The organism is Sphingomonas phyllosphaerae, assembly GCF_029623345.1.
Classification (GTDB): domain Bacteria; phylum Pseudomonadota; class Alphaproteobacteria; order Sphingomonadales; family Sphingomonadaceae; genus Sphingomonas; species Sphingomonas phyllosphaerae_C.
In genome coordinates this window covers 263,974-279,485 of record NZ_JAPYKH010000002.1, presented here as the reverse complement: position 1 = coordinate 279,485, position 15,512 = coordinate 263,974, and the positions used below count along the sequence as shown (strand labels likewise).

Here is a 15,512-nt window from a genome sequence, read left to right as displayed (position 1 = left end):
GCCGTCCTCAGTCGTTAGCTGACAGGAAGACGAGGTCGTTAAAGGGCAGGATCGCAGCGCCGATCGCGGGCGCGTCGGCGGCGAGCTGCGCGGTCAGCACGGGTGCCGCAGGCACCACCGGATCGACCACCGCGTCGCGGTGCCGCTCGATCGCGGCGGTGAGCTCATCGATCAGCGGCACCGGCAGTCGCCCGCCGATCACGATCGCTCCGGGATCGATCAGGCAGCTGATCGTGGCGATCGGCCCCGCCAACGCCGCCGCGGCGCGCTCGATCCAGCTTCGGATCACCGCGTTGGCGTCGGCCTCGGCGCTCGCCAGCGCGACAGGCGCGATCGACGCGATGCCGTGCGCGGCGAGATCGGCCTTGAGTGCCGACAGCGAGACGATCGACTGGAGCGGCGCGCCGGCGCGATCAGTGAGAAAGCCGATCCGCCCCGCGCGGCCGGTCGCGCCGTGGTGATAGTTGCCCGCGACGACCAGCCCGCCGCCCAGTCCCGCCGAGAGCAAAACGTAGAAGAAGCTGCGGTGAGTCAGCCCACTGCCGAAGCGCGCCTCACCGATCGCCGCCGCGGCCGCATCATTCTCGGTGATCACGGGCCATGTGCCGAGCGGCGCGAGCAGCGCGGGCAGGTCGACGCTGTCCCACTCGGCGTAGGCGCGCGGCAGGCCGGGCAGATCGACGTGCCCCAGCCCGCCGGGCAGCGCGACTCCCATGCCCAGCACACGGTCGCGCTCGATCAGCCCCTTCCCCAGTAACGTGGCGACGGCGTCGCCGATGAAGGCGGTGACCGTCCGCGGCGCCGCGAAGTCGATCTCCTGCGTGTAGCGCGCGCGCACCGTGCCGGTGAGATCGAGCGCGACCAGCGTGACATGGTCGCGGTCGATGTTGACGCCGTAGCTGAAGCAGCCGTCGGGATTCACCGCGAAGCGGATCGCGGGCATGCCGCGAACGCCGGTACGCCGGCCTTTCTCGAACACGAAGCCACGATCGGTCAGCCGCTGGGTGATGTTCGCGATCGCCGCGGGCGACAGGCCGGTCTGCTCCGCCAGCTGGAGCCGAGTCGACTCGCCGGCGCGCAGGATCGCCTCGAGCACCAGCCGCTCGTTGCGCTCGCCCGCGCGCGCCGGGTTGGTGCCGTGCAGCGCCCGCTGCCCCGCCCCGCTCGCGCCGGTCGCATGAGGTGGCAGGGGCAACAAGGATCTCCGGGTCGGATACGGGGAAAGCGTTTTTCACAGGTAAACGCGACGCGTGCTGCGCACAACCGCCGCGTTCCGCTAAACTTACACCTACTTTCTTTTTTAATTGACGTCCTCGTTCGTTCGCGGGAAAAGTCGCCAACTGCTCCGATCGCGGCGCACCTTCCGAGGGCGTGACGCAAAGCGCGACACGGCGAGGCAGGAGGGAGAGGGTGGCGTGATCGCATCGCGTCGCCTCCGGTCGGGAGGAGCGTGCCATGGGCAGTGCAGCGCCGCGTGCGCGCCTGTTGTTCACCGCTTTCGCGGTCTCGCTTTCCGGGCTGCTCTTCGGCTTCGACACGGCGGTGATCGCCGGGGTGACGGGTGCGTTGCGCGTCCAGTTCGGCCTGTCGCCCGCCGCGCTGGGCGTGACGGTCTCGTCCGCGCTGCTGGGCACGATGGCCGGTGCCGCGGTCGCCGGCGTGTACGGCGACCGGCGCGGCGCACGCGCCGGCCTGCGGCTCGCCGCCGCGCTCTACCTCGTCTCGGGCCTCGGCTGCGCGCTGGCGTGGAGCTGGGGCGCGCTCATCCTGTTCCGCGTCATGGCCGGAGTCGCGATCGGCGCCTCGTCGGTGTTGGCGCCGGTCTATCTCGCCGAGGTGGCGCCGGCCGCGCGTCGCGGCGCGATCGTCGGCAGCTTCCAGGTCAGCATCGTCACCGGCATCCTGCTCGCCTATGCCAGCAACGCCGCGGTCAGCGCGCTGCTGGCGGGCGCTGCGGCGGCGTGGCGGTGGAAGCTCGGCCTGACCGCGCTGCCCGCCGCGTTGTTCCAGCTGTTCCTCGTCGTGGTGCCAGACAGCCCGCGCTGGCTGATGCTGCGCGGTCGGCGCGACGAGGCCGCGGCGGCGGCGCTGCTGCTTCATGGCGACGAGGCAGTCGACGCCCCCCCTGCCCCGCCGGCGCGCGCGGTGTCGCTGGCGTCGCTGTGGCGCGAGGCGCCGCGGCCGATGATCCTGGCGATGGTGCTGGGCGCGCTCAACCAGCTCACCGGCATCAACGCCATCCTTTATTATCTGAACGACATCTTCGCGGCGGCCGGGTTCCGCCAAGTGTCCGCCGACCTGCAGGCGATCGCGGTCGGTGCGGCCAATCTCGTTTTCACCCTCGTCGGCATGGCGCTGATAGACCGGCTCGGCCGCCGCCCGCTCCTCCTGGTCGGCGGGGCGGCCATGGCGGTGCTGCTGCTCGCCGCAACCGCGATCATGCTCGGCCTCCTGCCACGCGCGCTGATGCTGGCGGTGCTGATCGGCTTCATCGCCGCCTTCGCGACCTCGCAGGGCGCAGTGATCTGGGTCTATCTCAGTGAGATCTTCCCGGCGCATGCGCGCGCCGCGGGCCAGGCGCTGGGCGCCGGCACGATCTGGCTGTTCGACGCGCTGGTCGCAGCGATCTTTCCCGTCGCCGCAGCGGCCTCGCCGGCCGCGCCCTTCCTGTTCTTCGCGGCGTGCATGGCGGCGCAGTGCGTGCTGGTGCTCCGCTGGTTCCCGGAGACGCGCGGCGCCTCGCTGGAGCAGATCGAACGGCAGATGCGCGGCGATCCGGAGCCGGCGCGATGACCGCCTATCTCGCGGTCGACGTCGGCGGCTCTCACATCGCCTGCGCGCGTGTTCGCGGCGGCACGGTGGAGGGCCGGCGCGAGATCCGGCTCGCCGCACCGACTTCGCTGGCAGCCGCACTGCCGGGGCTCGAGGCCCAGCTGGCAATCCTGCGCGGCAGCGAAAGCGTCGCTGGCGTGTCGATCGCCTTCCCCGGCCTGATCGACCCGCGGTCGGGGCGCGTGGTCTCGACCCCCGCAGGCAAGTTCGAGGATGCGATCGACTTCGACTTCGCCGGCTGGGCGAGCGAGCGGCTCGGCCTGCCGCTGCTGCTCGAGGTCGACGGGCGCATGGCGCTGCTCGGCGAGCATCGCTACGGCGCGCTGCGCGACGCTGACGATGCGGTGCTGCTCAGCCTTGGCACCGGGATCGGCTCGGCCGCGCTGATGCAGGGCACGGTGGTGCGCGGGCGCAGCGGACATGCCTCGGTGCTTGGCGGCCATCTCACCGTCGCGATCGACGGGCCGACGTGCCTGTGCGGCAACCTGGGCTGCGCCGAGGCGCTGGCGTCGAGCTGGGCGCTGCCGCGGCTGATCGCTTCGCTGCCGCGTCGCGGCGCGCTCCACGACCTCCCCGCGCCCGACCTCAAGGCGGTGTTCGACCTCGCGCGCGGCGGCGACGCAGGCGCGGGCGCGGTGCGCGCCGCCTGCCTCGCCGCCTGGGCCGCTGCCGCGCTCAACCTCGTCCACGCCTATGACGCGACGCGCGTGCTGGTCACCGGCGGGGTCGCCGCGGCGGAGGAGGTGGTGCCCTTCATCCAGGCGCATGTGCGCCGCCATGCCTGGTGCCTGGGCGAAGCGCCGCTGGTGCTGCGCGGCGCGCTCGGCGCCGACGCCGCGCTGCTCGCCGCCACGCCGCTGTGGGAGAGCCATCGTGACCAACTATGACAAGCGGCCCGTCGTCCGCATCGACGACGCGGCGGACGCCTGCCTGGTCGGCTGGGCCGCGATCCTGCCCCACCTCGCCGCGGCGCGCGATCTCTGCGTCGAATGCTATCCGGGCGCGCCGGTTGCGGCGATCGTCGCGGCGCTGCGCGAGGCGTGGCCCGAGGCGGAGGTAGTCGACACCGCCGCGCTGTTCCGCAATCCAGCGGTGCTCGACGCCGAAATAGACGCCTCGCTCGGCGACGACCCGGTGTTCGCGCGCTTCCCGTCGATCGGCATCGCCGACTTCCTCGACGCGGCGAAGGTCGCGGCGTGGCGCGCAGGGCGCGTATCGGGGCGTCGCACGGTGGTCGTCGGCCCGGGCGCCGCGACCGTCCTGCCCGCGCGCGAGCTATTGGTCTATGTCGCCATGGCGCGGTGGGAGCTCCAGCAGCGCCAGCGCCGCGGCGAGATCGCCAACCTGGGCGGAAGCGACCGCTCCGCGCGCGCGGCGGCGCTCTACCGCCGCGCCTTCTTCGTCGACTGGCGCGTCGGCGACGCGGTCAAATACGCGCTGCTGCCCGAGGTCGACTTCGTCGTTGAGGCGAACGGGCCGGTGCCGCGGATGATCGCCGGCGACACCTACCATCGTTCGCTCGACGCGGTCGCGGCGCGCCCGTTCCGCGTCGTGCCCTTCTTCGATGCCGGGCCGTGGGGCGGGCAGTGGATGCGGCGCACCTTCGACCTGCCCGACGGCCCACCCAATTATGCCTGGTGCTTCGACTGCGTGCCCGAGGAGAACAGCCTGCTGCTCGGCTTCGGCGAGGAGGCGTTCGAGCTCCCCGCGCTCGACCTCGTGCGGCTCCGCCCCGACGCGCTGCTCGGCGGCGACGTCATCGCGCGCTTCGGCGCCGAATTTCCGATCCGCTTCGACCTGCTCGACACGATGGAAGGCGGCAACCTCTCGCTCCAGGTCCACCCGCGCGCCGACTATGCGCGTGCCGCCTTCGGCCTGCCCTACACCCAGGACGAGAGCTATTATCTGCTCGATGCCGGCGCGGACGCGTGCGTCTATCTCGGGCTCACCGACGCGGCCGAGCCCGCCGCTGTCGCCGCCGCGCTCACCGCAGCGCAGGCGGGCGGCCCACCGCCCGACGTCGACGCGCTGGTGAATCGCCTGCCGGCGCGCGCGCACGATCATTTCCTCATCCCGGCCGGCACGATCCACTGCTCCGGGTGCGACGCGATGGTGCTCGAGATCAGCGCCACGCCGTACATCTTCACCTTCAAGCTGTGGGACTGGGGACGGCTCGGGCTCGACGGTCGTCCGCGCCCGATCCACCTTGAGCACGGCCTCGCCAACATCGACTGGACGCGCCGCGAGACGGTGACGCGCACCGAACTGGTCAACCAGGTCACGCCCGTCGCGAGTGGAAGCGACTGGCGCCGCGAGCGCACCGGACTTCACCCGCTCGAATTCATCGAGACCGAGCGCGCCTGGTTCGAGACGAGCGTCGAGCTCGACACCGCGGGCACGCTCAACGTCCTCAACCTCGTCGCCGGCACGGCGGCGGCGGTGGAGAGCCCGGACGACGCGTTCGCGCCCTTCGAGGTCCATTATGCCGAGACCTTCGTGATCCCGGCGGCGCTCGGCCGCTACCGGCTGCGCTCGCTCGCGCCGCCGGGCGCGGCCTGCGCGGCCTGCGCGGTGATGCGCGCCTGGGTGCGACCGACCGACCAGTGAAAACGACAGCAACGACAAGAACGCAGGGGAGAGTGACCATGATCCAGTTGAACCAGCTCGCGCGGGCCTCCGCGCTCGCGCTCGCCGCGGCCTCGCTGTGGCCCGCCGCGGCCGTAGCGCAGGACGCGCCGGCCGCGACGCCGCAGGGCGAGGCACCCGCCGAGGCCGGGCCGCCGGCCGCGGCGGACGGCGCGGTCGCCGCGGCGCCGGGCTCGGACGACATCGTCGTCACCGGGCTGCGCCGCAGCCTCCAGACCGCGCAGGCGCTCAAGCGCGATTCCGACCAGATCGTCGACGCGGTGGTGGCCGAGGACATCGGCAAGCTGCCCGACAACAACGCCTCCGAGGCGCTGGCGCGGATCACCGGCGTGCAGGTTAACCGCAGCAGCGACGAGGCCGGTGGCGTGCAGGTGCGCGGGCTGCCCAACCTGACCACGACCTACAACGGCCGCGAGATGTTCACCGCCGAGCTGCGCAACGTCGCGCTGCAGGACTTCCCCGCCGGCGCGCTCGCCGGGCTGGAGGTGTACAAGACCACCAGCGCCGACCTGATCGAGGGCGGCATCGCCGGCTTGATCAACGTGCGCTCGCGCCGTCCGTTCGACTTCGACGGCTTCCAGATCGCGGGCGCGGTGCGCGGCACCTACGGCGACCAGGCGCGCAAGTACGATCCCAACTTCAACGTGCTCGTGACCGACCGCTGGGACACGCCAATCGGTGAGCTGGGCGCGCTGGTCAACGTGTCCTACACCCAGCTCCACTATCTGACCTCGTCACGCTACATCAACGGCAACATCGTCAGCCCCGGCGCGAACCAGCCGGTCGACGGCCCGCGCGACTTCGTGCTGCCCGAGAGCGCCGGCGTCTATTATGACCGCGGCAAGCGCTGGCGGCCGTCGGTCAACGGTACGATCCAGTGGCGCCCAGCCCCCAACCTAGAATTCTACGTCGACGGGCTGTTCCAGGGTGCGCGAACGGACGTGGCCAACGACTTCGCCGGCTTCGACCTCGTCAACAACAACCCGACGCTGAGCAACATCGTCCGCAACGCCGCCGAGCCCGGGACGCTGGAGAGCGTCACCGTCACCCCCGACTTCGCCAACGGCCGCGGCATCGACTTCTCGCGCAGCACGCGCGCGGGGCGCACCAATGCCTATCAGGGTGCGATCGGCGGATCGTGGAAGACCGGCCGCGCGACGCTGACGACCGACTTCGCCTATACCGACTCCAAGGCCGAATATACCGACTATAACGTCGACTTCGCGCCCGCGACCGCGCAGTCGGCCAACCTCGTGTTCGACATCGGCGGCGCGGACGGCGGGGCGCAGTTCGGCCTGCCCGGCTTCGCCGCCAACGATCCCAGCAGCTACATCCTGCGCGGCATCTACGATCGCCGTTCGCTGGCGACCGGCAAGGGCATCCAGTGGCGAACCGACCTCAAGCTCGACACCGAGCTACCCGTGATCACCCAGCTCGACGTCGGCTTCCGCCTGACCGACCGCGACGCGCGGCTGCAGAGCGGCGGCCGTTACGCCACGCTGCGCTCGCTCGGGCTGCGCCTCTCCGACATCCCGGGCGGGGACACCGGCACGCCGATCGACCGCGGCTTCCGCGGCGGCCAGGCCCCCGGGCTGAGCCAATGGTATGCGTCGACCCGCGCGGGGATCGTCGACAATATCGAGGCGCTGCGCGATCTCGCGCGCAGCGGGCTGGAGCAGATCGGCACTCCCGCCGCATTGACCGAACGCGCTTTGTGGGACTCCGACATCCCCGCCTACGTCCAGAACGAGCGGCTCGACGCGCTGGAGAAATCCTACGCCTTTTACGGCCAGTTCCACTATGGCTTCGACGTCGGCGGCGTGCCGGTCGACGGCGTGGTCGGCGCGCGGATCGTCAACACCAAGGCGCAGCTGACCGGCAACGCGCTGGTCGGCGGTGAGCTTCAAACCACCACCTCGCGACAGAACTATGTCGACGTGCTCCCCAGCGCCTCGTTCCGCGCCAAGTTCACCGACCAGCTCCAGCTCCGCCTCTCGGCGACCGAGACACGCACCCGGCCCGAGTACAACCAGCTCAACCCGGCGGTGACGATCGGCAGCCCCGGCGTGACGCCGATCACCGGCAACAGCGGCAACATCAACCTGCAACCGATCCTGTCGACCAACTACGATGCCTCGCTGGAATGGTACTTCTCCAAGACCGGCTCGCTGACCGGCGCGATCTTCCGCCGCGACGTGCAGGGCTTCATCACCAACCTCAACAGCCAGGTCGACCTCGGCTTCGCAACGCCGGTCACCGTCAACCGGCCCGAGAACGGCGGCAAGGGTCGATTGCAGGGCGCCGAGGTGGCTTTCCAGACCTTCTTCGACTTCCTGCCCGGCGTACTGAGCGGCTTCGGTACCCAGCTCAACGCGACCTATATCGACGCCTCGCAGGCGCTGCCCGTCTCGCTCGGCGAAGCCGGGCAGGACAGCGACATACCCGGCGTGTCGAAGTGGAGCTACAATGCGGTCGGCATCTATGAGAAGGGTCCAGTGTCGGCGCGACTGGCGTACAATTGGCGCTCGCGCGTGACGAACTTCTTCGCCACCGACAACGCCGGCCAGCTGATCGGCGCCGAGTTCAACCGCCCGATCGAGCGGCTCGACTTCTCGCTGTCGGTCGCCGCGATCGAGGCGGTGACGCTGACCTTCGACGTAAGCAACATCACCGGCTCGCCCTATCGTGCGCTGCGCGCGGTGCCGGGACTGGCCAATGCGAGCTACCCGCGCGACGTCCGCTACGAGAGCCGCGTCTTCGCGCTCGGCGCGCGGTTCCGCTTGTGATGGCGGCGCATCCGACGCGCCGCGCGTTCGTCGGCGGCGCGCTGGCGCTCGCCGGCGCGCGCGAGGCGGCGGCGCCCGCCGCCCCCCCCGGCGCGCGCGCGCTCGCCTGGCACGCGGCGCTCGAGAAGGCGTTCGCGGTGGGCGACGGAACCGGTCTCTACCGCGAGTACCACCCGGCGCGTGCGGGCGACGAGCGCTACTCGACCGAATGGCCCTTCTCGCAGGCGCATGTCGCGCTGCTCGACCTCGCCATGATGCCGGGCGCAGGGGGGCGCCGCTTCGCGCCCGCGCTCGTCAAAGTACGCGCGGCGCAGCAGCGTTACTGGTCGAACAGCTCCACCACCGGCATCGCTGGCCACCTTGCCAAGGTGGTCGCGCCGCTCGGCCACGGCGACGACCTCTATTACGACGACAATGAGTGGGTCGGGCTTGCCGAGGTGCAGCACCACCTCTTCCGCCGCGACGCCGAGTCGCTGCGACGCGCGCGCGCAATCTTCGCGCTGGTGCGATCGGGCTGGTCGGAGGAGAAGGGGCTCCCCTCGCCCGGCGGATTGGTGTGGACGCAGAAGCGCGACAACGGCGACCGCAACACCGTGTCGAACATGCCCGCGGCCGAGCTCGGCGTGCGGCTGTACCTGATCACGCGGGAGCGCGCCTATCTCGACGACGCGCTGCGTTACTATCGCTGGACCAACGCGACGCTGCAGCGCCGCGACGGCCTCTACGCCGACCATATCAAGCGCGACGGCACGATCGAACCGCGCGTGTGGAGCTACAATCAAGGCGTGCCGGTGGGCGTCAACGTGCTGCTGTGGCGCGCCACCGGCGAGGCACGCTATCTCGCCGAGGCACGCCGCATCGCCGCGGCGAGCCGTGTCCAGCTCGTCGCGGGCGAGCAGGTCGACGACCAGCCGCCGCCCTTCAACGCGATCTACTTCAAGAACCTGCTGCTGCTCGCCGACGCGACCCACGACCGCCGCGACCTGGACGCGATGCGCGGCTACGCCGACCGCATGTGGCGGCGCCGCCGCAACGCCGCCGGGCTCGTCCAGTTTGCCGGCCGCCGCGCCGAGCTGATCGACACCGCCGCACTGGTGCAGGTGGAGGCGGTGTCGGCGTGGCACCGGGCCGACTGGGCGCTGCTGTACTGATGCGCGGCGCCGTCGCGCTGCTCGCGCTCGCCGCGGCGCCAGCATCCCCCGCCGCGCTGCCGCCGGGCTCGACCTATGTGGCGCTCGGCAGCTCCTATGCGGCGGGCGCGCGGATCGGCGCGGCGGCGCCGTCCGCGCCGGTGCGCTGCGGGCAGACGGTCAACAACTACCCCCGGCTCGTCGCGGCACGGCTCCGCCTCGACCTCGTCGACGCGAGCTGCGGCGGCGCCACCACCGAGCATCTACTCCACGCCTGGAACGAACTGCCCGCGCAGCTCGACCATCTCACCCCCGCCACCCGGCTCGTAACGGTGACGATTGGAGGCAACGACGTGCATCTCGTCGGCGATCTCGCCCGCGCCGAATGTGACCCCGCGCGCGACGGTGCGGCTCCGCGCTGCGGCCGGCCACCCCTCCCGACCGCAGCGGAATGGGCGCGGCTGGAGCGTCATCTCACCGAGGTCGCGCGCGAGGTGCGCCGCCGCGCGCCTCGCGCCCGGCTCGTGTTCGTCGACTATCTCGACATGCTGCCGGCGCGGCCTTGCGCTTCCGTCCCCTATGACTCGGTTGGGCTGGCGCGGGCGCGCGCGACCGTCCGCCATCTCGCGGGGGTCACCGCGGCGGTCGCGCGGCGGGAGCACGCGGCGCTGCTGCGCGCCGGCACGCTGTCGCGCGGCCACGACTCCTGCGCCGCCGAGCCTTACGCTGTCGGCCGCTCGGCGACGGGAGTGTCGTGGCATCCCACCACGGCGGGGCATGCCGCGGTCGCGGCGGCACTCGTCCGCCTGCTGAGCGACCCCGGCTGATCCTCGCACACGTCGGCGTCATTGGCGGGCTGAAAGCGCTCGGGCACCACCGCGGCGCGCAAGCGCGAAGACAAGCAGCGTCCGCCGCGTGCGAACGGGTTGTCCTTCTGTCAGCGCTGTTTTTTCGTGATGGTCGCGGTGAACTCCGGATCTTTCTTCGCCACCCAGTCGACGAATTTGCGCACGTTCGGGTGATCCAGCAGACCGCTCACATCCATGCCGTGCCGCTGCAGTTCGGAGTTCGTGAAGTTCGCGATCAGGGTCTGCTGGCAGATCGGATGCATCGGCACGACGTCGCGGCCACCCCGGCTCTTCGGCACGGGATGGTGCCAGACGATCGTCTTGCCGGTCGGCCGCCCGCAGAGCCAGCATGGCACCGGCGCGGACGCGACCTCGTCCCCCTGGGGCAGATGATCGTAGGGATCGCGTTTTGAACGTCTGGCCATCGCTCGATCCATCTGCACCGGGGTCGCCAGCCTGTAGCCAAGCGGTTCGGCGCGTCCAACCGAAAGCTGCCGAGCATGCCGTCGCCGCTGGCCTCGCGCGGGACAGCCATCGCTCTTCGCCAGACCCGACCGCGGCGCGTCGTTCCGCTTCAGCGATCCCGCTACGCTGCCGCTCGGCGCAGCGCGACCGTGCGGCAATGGTCGAGGTAGCCGCTCTCATGCTGCCCGGCGAGCGCCACCACGCTGCGCCACAGCCACGTCGGCGTGCCCTGGGTGCTGGTCGTGTCGGCGAGCAGGCGCTCCTCCCACACCGCGCGGCTGCTCGCGTCCATCTGCCGGCTGTGCGCCCCGCCCACGACGAAGGCGAGGTAGCGCGCCGCTCTCACGGCCTCGGCGCGGGAGAACTGATCCACCTCGATCTTGAGGTCCTGCGGCGCAAGCTCGCGGATGAAGAAGGAGCCGTCGAGCATGGCTACCGGCAGCATACGCGAGCCCAGCAACGGAGACAGCGCGCAGGCGGCGTGACGCACGCGTTCGGCCTGATCGGCGGGCATCGCGGCGGCGTGCGCGGACGGCGCGACCGACGTCACCGCTTCCTTGATGTCGACCAAGGCGTAGCGCGAGCGCCGCCGCGTGCGATCGAGCGCGACGAGCACCGCATAGCGCCTCAGCCCAAGCGAGCTGCACCCCTTCATCCAATAAGCCGCGTCGACGAGCCGGACGCGGCGCCGGCGATTGCCCGGGTCGAGCGAGAGCACCATGTCGCACACGTCGGGGCGGGAGAAGAGCTCGTCGAGCGCCTCGCGCTCGCGCTCTGTGAGTGGCCAGAACTTGTCCCCGAGTGACAGGCGCGGCTCGCCGCCTTCCAGGCGTTCGCGCGCGAGATGCTTCCAGCGGCGGCGCGCGGCGCGTCGCCGCACGCTCTTCACCGCATCAGGCTCCACCCCGGCGTGGCCCGCGACCGGATCGGCGATCCCGGCGACATAGCCAGCCAGCATCGCGTCGAGGATCTGCATCGTCGCGAGGCCGGGCAGGTCCGAACCGCGCGCGGCGGTGGCGAGCGACAGGCCGAGCCGGATGAGGTCGTAGATCGGATTGCCGATGACCGCCTGATCCAGGTCGCGGATGTGCACGTCCAGTCCCTCGCCGCCGTCGGAGATCGCGCCGAGGTTGCCGAGATGGCAGTCGCCGCAAATCCACACCGCCGGTCCCTCGGGTAGGCGGACCGGTGCGGCCGCCAGCCACTCGTAGAAGCGCTCGGTGTTGCCGCGAACATAGGCGTGGGCGGATCGGGCCATCTTGGCGTCGCGGGCGGCGCTGAGCGCGCCTTGGCGGTGCGACGGAGCGACGCCGCTCAATAGCGGCGCCTGACCTGGATTATCTTCATCTCCGCCGAACGGCGCTGGGCGTGCGTCGTTCCGTCGCCACGGTCGCCTGCGGCACAGGAGAGCCACCTCGGTCCGCTTATTGGCCCATCTCGTCGATCAGCCGCTCCGCCTCGCGCTTGGAGCGGAACACGATATCGATCCAACGATCCTCGCTTGGCAGATAGAGACCCCATTGCTCCTCGCCGTCCACAGAGGGGCGACGCGCGGCGAGGTAGCGGACATCTTCGGACACAATCTTTGCTTATCCCACCGCGGCGGCGATGACAGAGGGGCTTAGGTCCCGCGTTGGGACAGGCGCCGGCACAATGACCGCTGACAAGCCGACGCACCGCCAGGTGAACAGCCGAGATCGATGAACCAGATTGCCCACGCCTCGTTGGGGAGGCCGCGGTGAATCGGAGCGTTGGTGATGGTCGCCGACGTGCATCACCGATCGCGGGGGCACATGGCCAAGCTGACGTTGCACGAACTGTCTCGAAAGATGGCGAAGCTGGATTTCGCCATGTTGGCCACGCGATCCGCCGCGGGCGGGCTTACCGCGCGCCCGATGAGCAACAACGGCGACGTCGAGTACCAGGGTGACAGCTATTTCTTCGCCTACAGCGACTCGCGCAAGGTCTCCGACATCCGCGCTGATCCCGCGGTGACGCTGAGCTACACCGGCGCCGCCGGGATGCTGGGCGGCCCGCCGCTGTTCGTCGCGGTCGAGGGACAGGCCGCGCTGATCGAGGACAAGGCACAGTTTGAGGCGCATTGGACCAAGGACCTCGACCGTTATTTTCCGGAGGGCATCGACACCCCCGGCATCGTTATGATCATCGTCCGAGCGGACCGCATCCGCTATTGGGACGGCGCCGACGAAGGCGAGATCGCCGCTTGAACCACGGCGCAGGGGCGGCCGGCGCGCCGGCCGCCCTCGCCATCTGCGTGCCCGCGCGCGACGAGATCTGCGTGCCCGCGCGCGACGAGGCGCCGCGCTCTTCCTCGCCGGCCGCTTGGCGGAGGCGCCTCCTCTCACAACGTATTAATTTTGATCACACATGTACCCGACGGTCGCGCTGATCCGTTCGCTCGGTTAAGTCCCAAGGAGCTAACATGGCCGAGACATTCTCACGCGACACCGGCGCGGGTGGTGAAACGCATCAGGTTGCCGACGATGCGCATCCCGTCCTTACCACCAATCACGGGACACCGATCGCCGACAACCAGAATCAGCTCAAGGCCGGTCCGCGCGGTCCAGTCCTGCTAGAAGACGAGATCTATCGCGAGAAGATCAATCACTTCGATCACGAGCGCATCCCCGAGCGCATCGTCCACGCGCGCGGTTCTGCCGCGCACGGCTATTTCGAGTGCACGAAGAGCCTCGCCGACATCACCGTTGCCGACCTGTTCCAGAAGGAAGGTCAGCGCACCGAGGTGTTCACGCGCTTCTCCACCGTCGCGGGCGGCGCGGGGTCGGTCGATACGCCGCGCGACGTGCGTGGCTTCGCGGTGAAGTTCTACACTCGCCAGGGCAATTGGGATCTCGTCGGCAACAATATCCCCGTCTTCTTCATCCAGGACGCGATCAAGTTCCCCGACCTGATCCATGCCGCCAAGATGGAAGCCGATCGCGGCTACCCCCAAGCGGCAACCGCGCACGACACCTTCTGGGACTTCATCAGCCTGATGCCTGAATCGACCCACATGATCATGTGGGCGATGTCGGACCGAACGCTGCCGCGCACCTTCGCCAACATGGAAGGGTTTGGGGTCCACACCTTCCGGTTCATCAACAAGGACGGGAAAAGCACCTTCGTCAAGTTCCACTGGAAGCCCATGGCGGGTCTCGCCTCGACCATCTGGGACGAGACGGTGAAGATCGCCGGCGCCGATCCCGACTTCCAGCGCCGCAACCTGTTCGAGAGCATCGATCGCGGTGACTTCCCGACCTGGGAGCTGGGCGTCCAGCTGTTCGACGAGGAGTTCGCCAACAGCCAGCCGTACGACGTGCTCGACGCGACCAAGATCATCCCGGAGGAGGTCCTGCCCGTCACGATCGTCGGCAAGATGGTGCTCGACCGCTACCCCGACAATTTCTTCGCCGAGACCGAACAGGCCGCCTTCGTCCCGAGCCATGTCGTCCCCGGCATCGGCTTTTCCAACGATCCATTGCTGCAGGGTCGGCTCTTCAGCTACACCGATACGCAGTTATCGCGCCTCGGCTCGGTCAATTTCCACCAACTGCCGATCAACGCTGCCAAGGGACGTGCCGCCGCGGCGGGCTGCCCTTTCATGAACCAGCAGCGCGACGGTCACATGCAGATGGCGGTGCCGAAAGGCCGCGCCAATTACGAGCCTAACAGCCTTGCCCGCGCGGGAGAGGAAGCCGGCGCCCGCGAAGACCCGGCCGGAGGTTACATTACCTTCCCGTCGCAGGAAGAAGGCCCGAAACTGCGCGTCCGCCCCGAGAGCTTCGCCGACCATTACAGCCAGGCGCGCTTGTTCTTCCGCTCGATGGATCCGGCCGAGCAGGCGCATATCGCCTCGGCGCTGGTATTCGAGCTGAGCAAGGTCAGTCTCGAGCATATCCGCGTCGCGGTGTTGGCCAATCTCCGCAACGTCGACGAGAGTCTCGCCAGCCGCGTCGCCGACGGCCTCGCGATGGACCTGCCGCCGGCCTCGAAGACGGCGGCGCCCGTGCTCGACATGGATCCTTCTCCCGCGCTGCGCATCATCCGCGGGCCGCTCGAGAAGCACACGCTGGAGGGTCGTACTGTCGGCATCCTGATCGCCGACGGCACGGACGCCGGCGAGCTCAACGCGGTGAAGGACGCGGTGAAGCAGGCTGGCGGCACGCCGATGACGATCGCGCCGAAGGTCGGCAAGGTGCCGCTCTCCGGCGGCCCTGCAATCGCCGCGGACGCGCAACTGTTCGGCCAGCCGTCGGTGACGGTGGACGCATGCGTGGTGATCCTGGCGGAGGCTGCCTGCGCCAAGCTGCTCAAGGAAGGCGCCGCCGTCCAATGGGTGATGGATGCTTTCGGTCATCTGAAAGCGATCGGGTACAATGCGGCCGCCAAGCCGCTGCTCGACAAGGCCGGGGTCGAACCTGACGACGGTGTCACCGACCTTGCCGGCTTCGTCGAGGCGGCGAAGAAGCGCTACTGGGATCGGGAGCCCAAGGTTCGTACGCTGGCGTGATCGACGACGCGGCCGGCCCTTGCGCGCAGGACCAGCCGCGTCGTTCCATCGCTTGAGCGTCCGTGTCGCTCGCCCCTTCTCTCTGCGTCCGCCCCTCGATCTCCGGGTGCGCGCGATCCGGCGAGGCGAGCGCCGGTCCTCATCCGCGCTGTTGCAGCATATCCGGCGTCATCGACTCACTCGTCATGAAGAAAACCTGCGCGCCTCACTCGCTCGACAAGGCAAGCGCCTGAGCGCTGGCCTGTTCCATGAAGAGATCGGTGCGGCTGGAAGC

12 protein-coding genes are annotated in these 15,512 nt (G+C 69.9%); 8 read left to right on the top strand and 4 right to left on the bottom strand.

What is annotated here, in order from left to right; translation table 11 throughout:
• Positions 1 to 7: 7 nt before the first annotated feature.
• The gene (locus tag QBJ89_RS03115) at positions 8 to 1,195 is read right to left on the bottom strand and encodes an ROK family transcriptional regulator (protein WP_277979081.1); all 1,188 of its coding nucleotides are present in this window, start codon (positions 1,193 to 1,195) and stop codon (positions 8 to 10) included.
• A gap of 260 nt (positions 1,196 to 1,455) precedes the next feature.
• On the opposite strand from QBJ89_RS03115, the gene QBJ89_RS03110 reads away from it, so the two are divergent.
• From QBJ89_RS03110 to QBJ89_RS03085, 6 genes are read left to right on the top strand one after another with little or no spacing between them, the layout of a single operon-like run.
• Positions 1,456 to 2,793 carry a sugar porter family MFS transporter gene (locus QBJ89_RS03110; protein ID WP_277979080.1) on the top strand — a complete coding sequence of 446 codons (1,338 nt, stop codon included), beginning with the start codon at positions 1,456 to 1,458 and terminating at the stop codon, positions 2,791 to 2,793.
• Complete coding sequence (locus QBJ89_RS03105) at positions 2,790 to 3,719, top strand: ROK family protein (protein WP_277979079.1); 930 nt, start codon at positions 2,790 to 2,792, stop codon at positions 3,717 to 3,719. The genes QBJ89_RS03110 and QBJ89_RS03105 overlap by 4 nt, the downstream gene beginning before the upstream one ends.
• Positions 3,706 to 5,439, top strand: a complete 1,734-nt coding sequence (locus QBJ89_RS03100; RefSeq protein WP_277979078.1) for a class I mannose-6-phosphate isomerase — start codon at positions 3,706 to 3,708, stop codon at positions 5,437 to 5,439. Before QBJ89_RS03105 ends, QBJ89_RS03100 begins: the two co-directional genes overlap by 14 nt.
• A 38-nt stretch (positions 5,440 to 5,477) precedes the next feature.
• Positions 5,478 to 8,264, top strand: a complete 2,787-nt coding sequence (locus tag QBJ89_RS03095; RefSeq protein ID WP_277979077.1) for a TonB-dependent receptor — start codon at positions 5,478 to 5,480, stop codon at positions 8,262 to 8,264.
• Positions 8,264 to 9,415, top strand: a complete 1,152-nt coding sequence (locus tag QBJ89_RS03090; RefSeq protein ID WP_277979076.1) for a glycoside hydrolase family 76 protein — start codon at positions 8,264 to 8,266, stop codon at positions 9,413 to 9,415. Before QBJ89_RS03095 ends, QBJ89_RS03090 begins: the two co-directional genes overlap by 1 nt.
• On the top strand, positions 9,382 to 10,221 hold the full coding sequence (locus QBJ89_RS03085; RefSeq protein ID WP_277979075.1) for an SGNH/GDSL hydrolase family protein: 840 nt from the start codon (positions 9,382 to 9,384) through the stop codon (positions 10,219 to 10,221). The genes QBJ89_RS03090 and QBJ89_RS03085 overlap by 34 nt, the downstream gene beginning before the upstream one ends.
• Before the next feature lie 110 nt (positions 10,222 to 10,331).
• On the opposite strand, the gene QBJ89_RS03080 is transcribed toward QBJ89_RS03085, so the two are convergent.
• The 3 genes from QBJ89_RS03080 to QBJ89_RS03070 form a co-directional block, all read right to left on the bottom strand.
• Entirely contained in the window at positions 10,332 to 10,667 is a 336-nt protein-coding gene (locus QBJ89_RS03080) for a hypothetical protein (protein WP_277979074.1), read from the bottom strand.
• Positions 10,668 to 10,828: 161 nt separating this feature from the next.
• Positions 10,829 to 12,025: a DUF2252 family protein gene (locus QBJ89_RS03075; RefSeq protein WP_277979073.1), complete on the bottom strand. Its 1,197-nt coding sequence runs from the start codon at positions 12,023 to 12,025 to the stop codon at positions 10,829 to 10,831.
• 106 nt (positions 12,026 to 12,131) lie between these two features.
• The gene (locus QBJ89_RS03070; RefSeq protein ID WP_277979072.1) at positions 12,132 to 12,287 is read right to left on the bottom strand and encodes a hypothetical protein; all 156 of its coding nucleotides are present in this window, start codon (positions 12,285 to 12,287) and stop codon (positions 12,132 to 12,134) included.
• 213 nt (positions 12,288 to 12,500) lie between these two features.
• Between QBJ89_RS03070 and QBJ89_RS03065 the strand changes: the two genes are divergently transcribed.
• Positions 12,501 to 12,935, top strand: a complete 435-nt coding sequence (locus QBJ89_RS03065; protein ID WP_277979071.1) for a pyridoxamine 5'-phosphate oxidase family protein — start codon at positions 12,501 to 12,503, stop codon at positions 12,933 to 12,935.
• Between the two features lie 215 nt (positions 12,936 to 13,150).
• The gene (locus QBJ89_RS03060) at positions 13,151 to 15,238 is read left to right on the top strand and encodes a catalase (protein WP_277979070.1); all 2,088 of its coding nucleotides are present in this window, start codon (positions 13,151 to 13,153) and stop codon (positions 15,236 to 15,238) included.
• Positions 15,239 to 15,512 lie beyond the last annotated feature (274 nt).

What these genes read in the sequence shown, in the direction of transcription:
- QBJ89_RS03105 (WP_277979079.1), top strand. Translation starts at nt 2,790, where the DNA reads ATGACCGCCTATCTCGCGGTCGACGTCGGCGGCTCTCACATCGCCTGC.
- QBJ89_RS03060 (WP_277979070.1), top strand. Translation starts at nt 13,151, where the DNA reads ATGGCCGAGACATTCTCACGCGACACCGGCGCGGGTGGTGAAACGCAT.
- QBJ89_RS03110 (WP_277979080.1), top strand. Translation starts at nt 1,456, where the DNA reads ATGGGCAGTGCAGCGCCGCGTGCGCGCCTGTTGTTCACCGCTTTCGCG.
- QBJ89_RS03090 (WP_277979076.1), top strand. Translation starts at nt 8,264, where the DNA reads ATGGCGGCGCATCCGACGCGCCGCGCGTTCGTCGGCGGCGCGCTGGCG.
- QBJ89_RS03095 (WP_277979077.1), top strand. Translation starts at nt 5,478, where the DNA reads ATGATCCAGTTGAACCAGCTCGCGCGGGCCTCCGCGCTCGCGCTCGCC.
- QBJ89_RS03080 (WP_277979074.1), bottom strand. Translation starts at nt 10,667, where the DNA reads ATGGCCAGACGTTCAAAACGCGATCCCTACGATCATCTGCCCCAGGGG.
- QBJ89_RS03065 (WP_277979071.1), top strand. Translation starts at nt 12,501, where the DNA reads ATGGCCAAGCTGACGTTGCACGAACTGTCTCGAAAGATGGCGAAGCTG.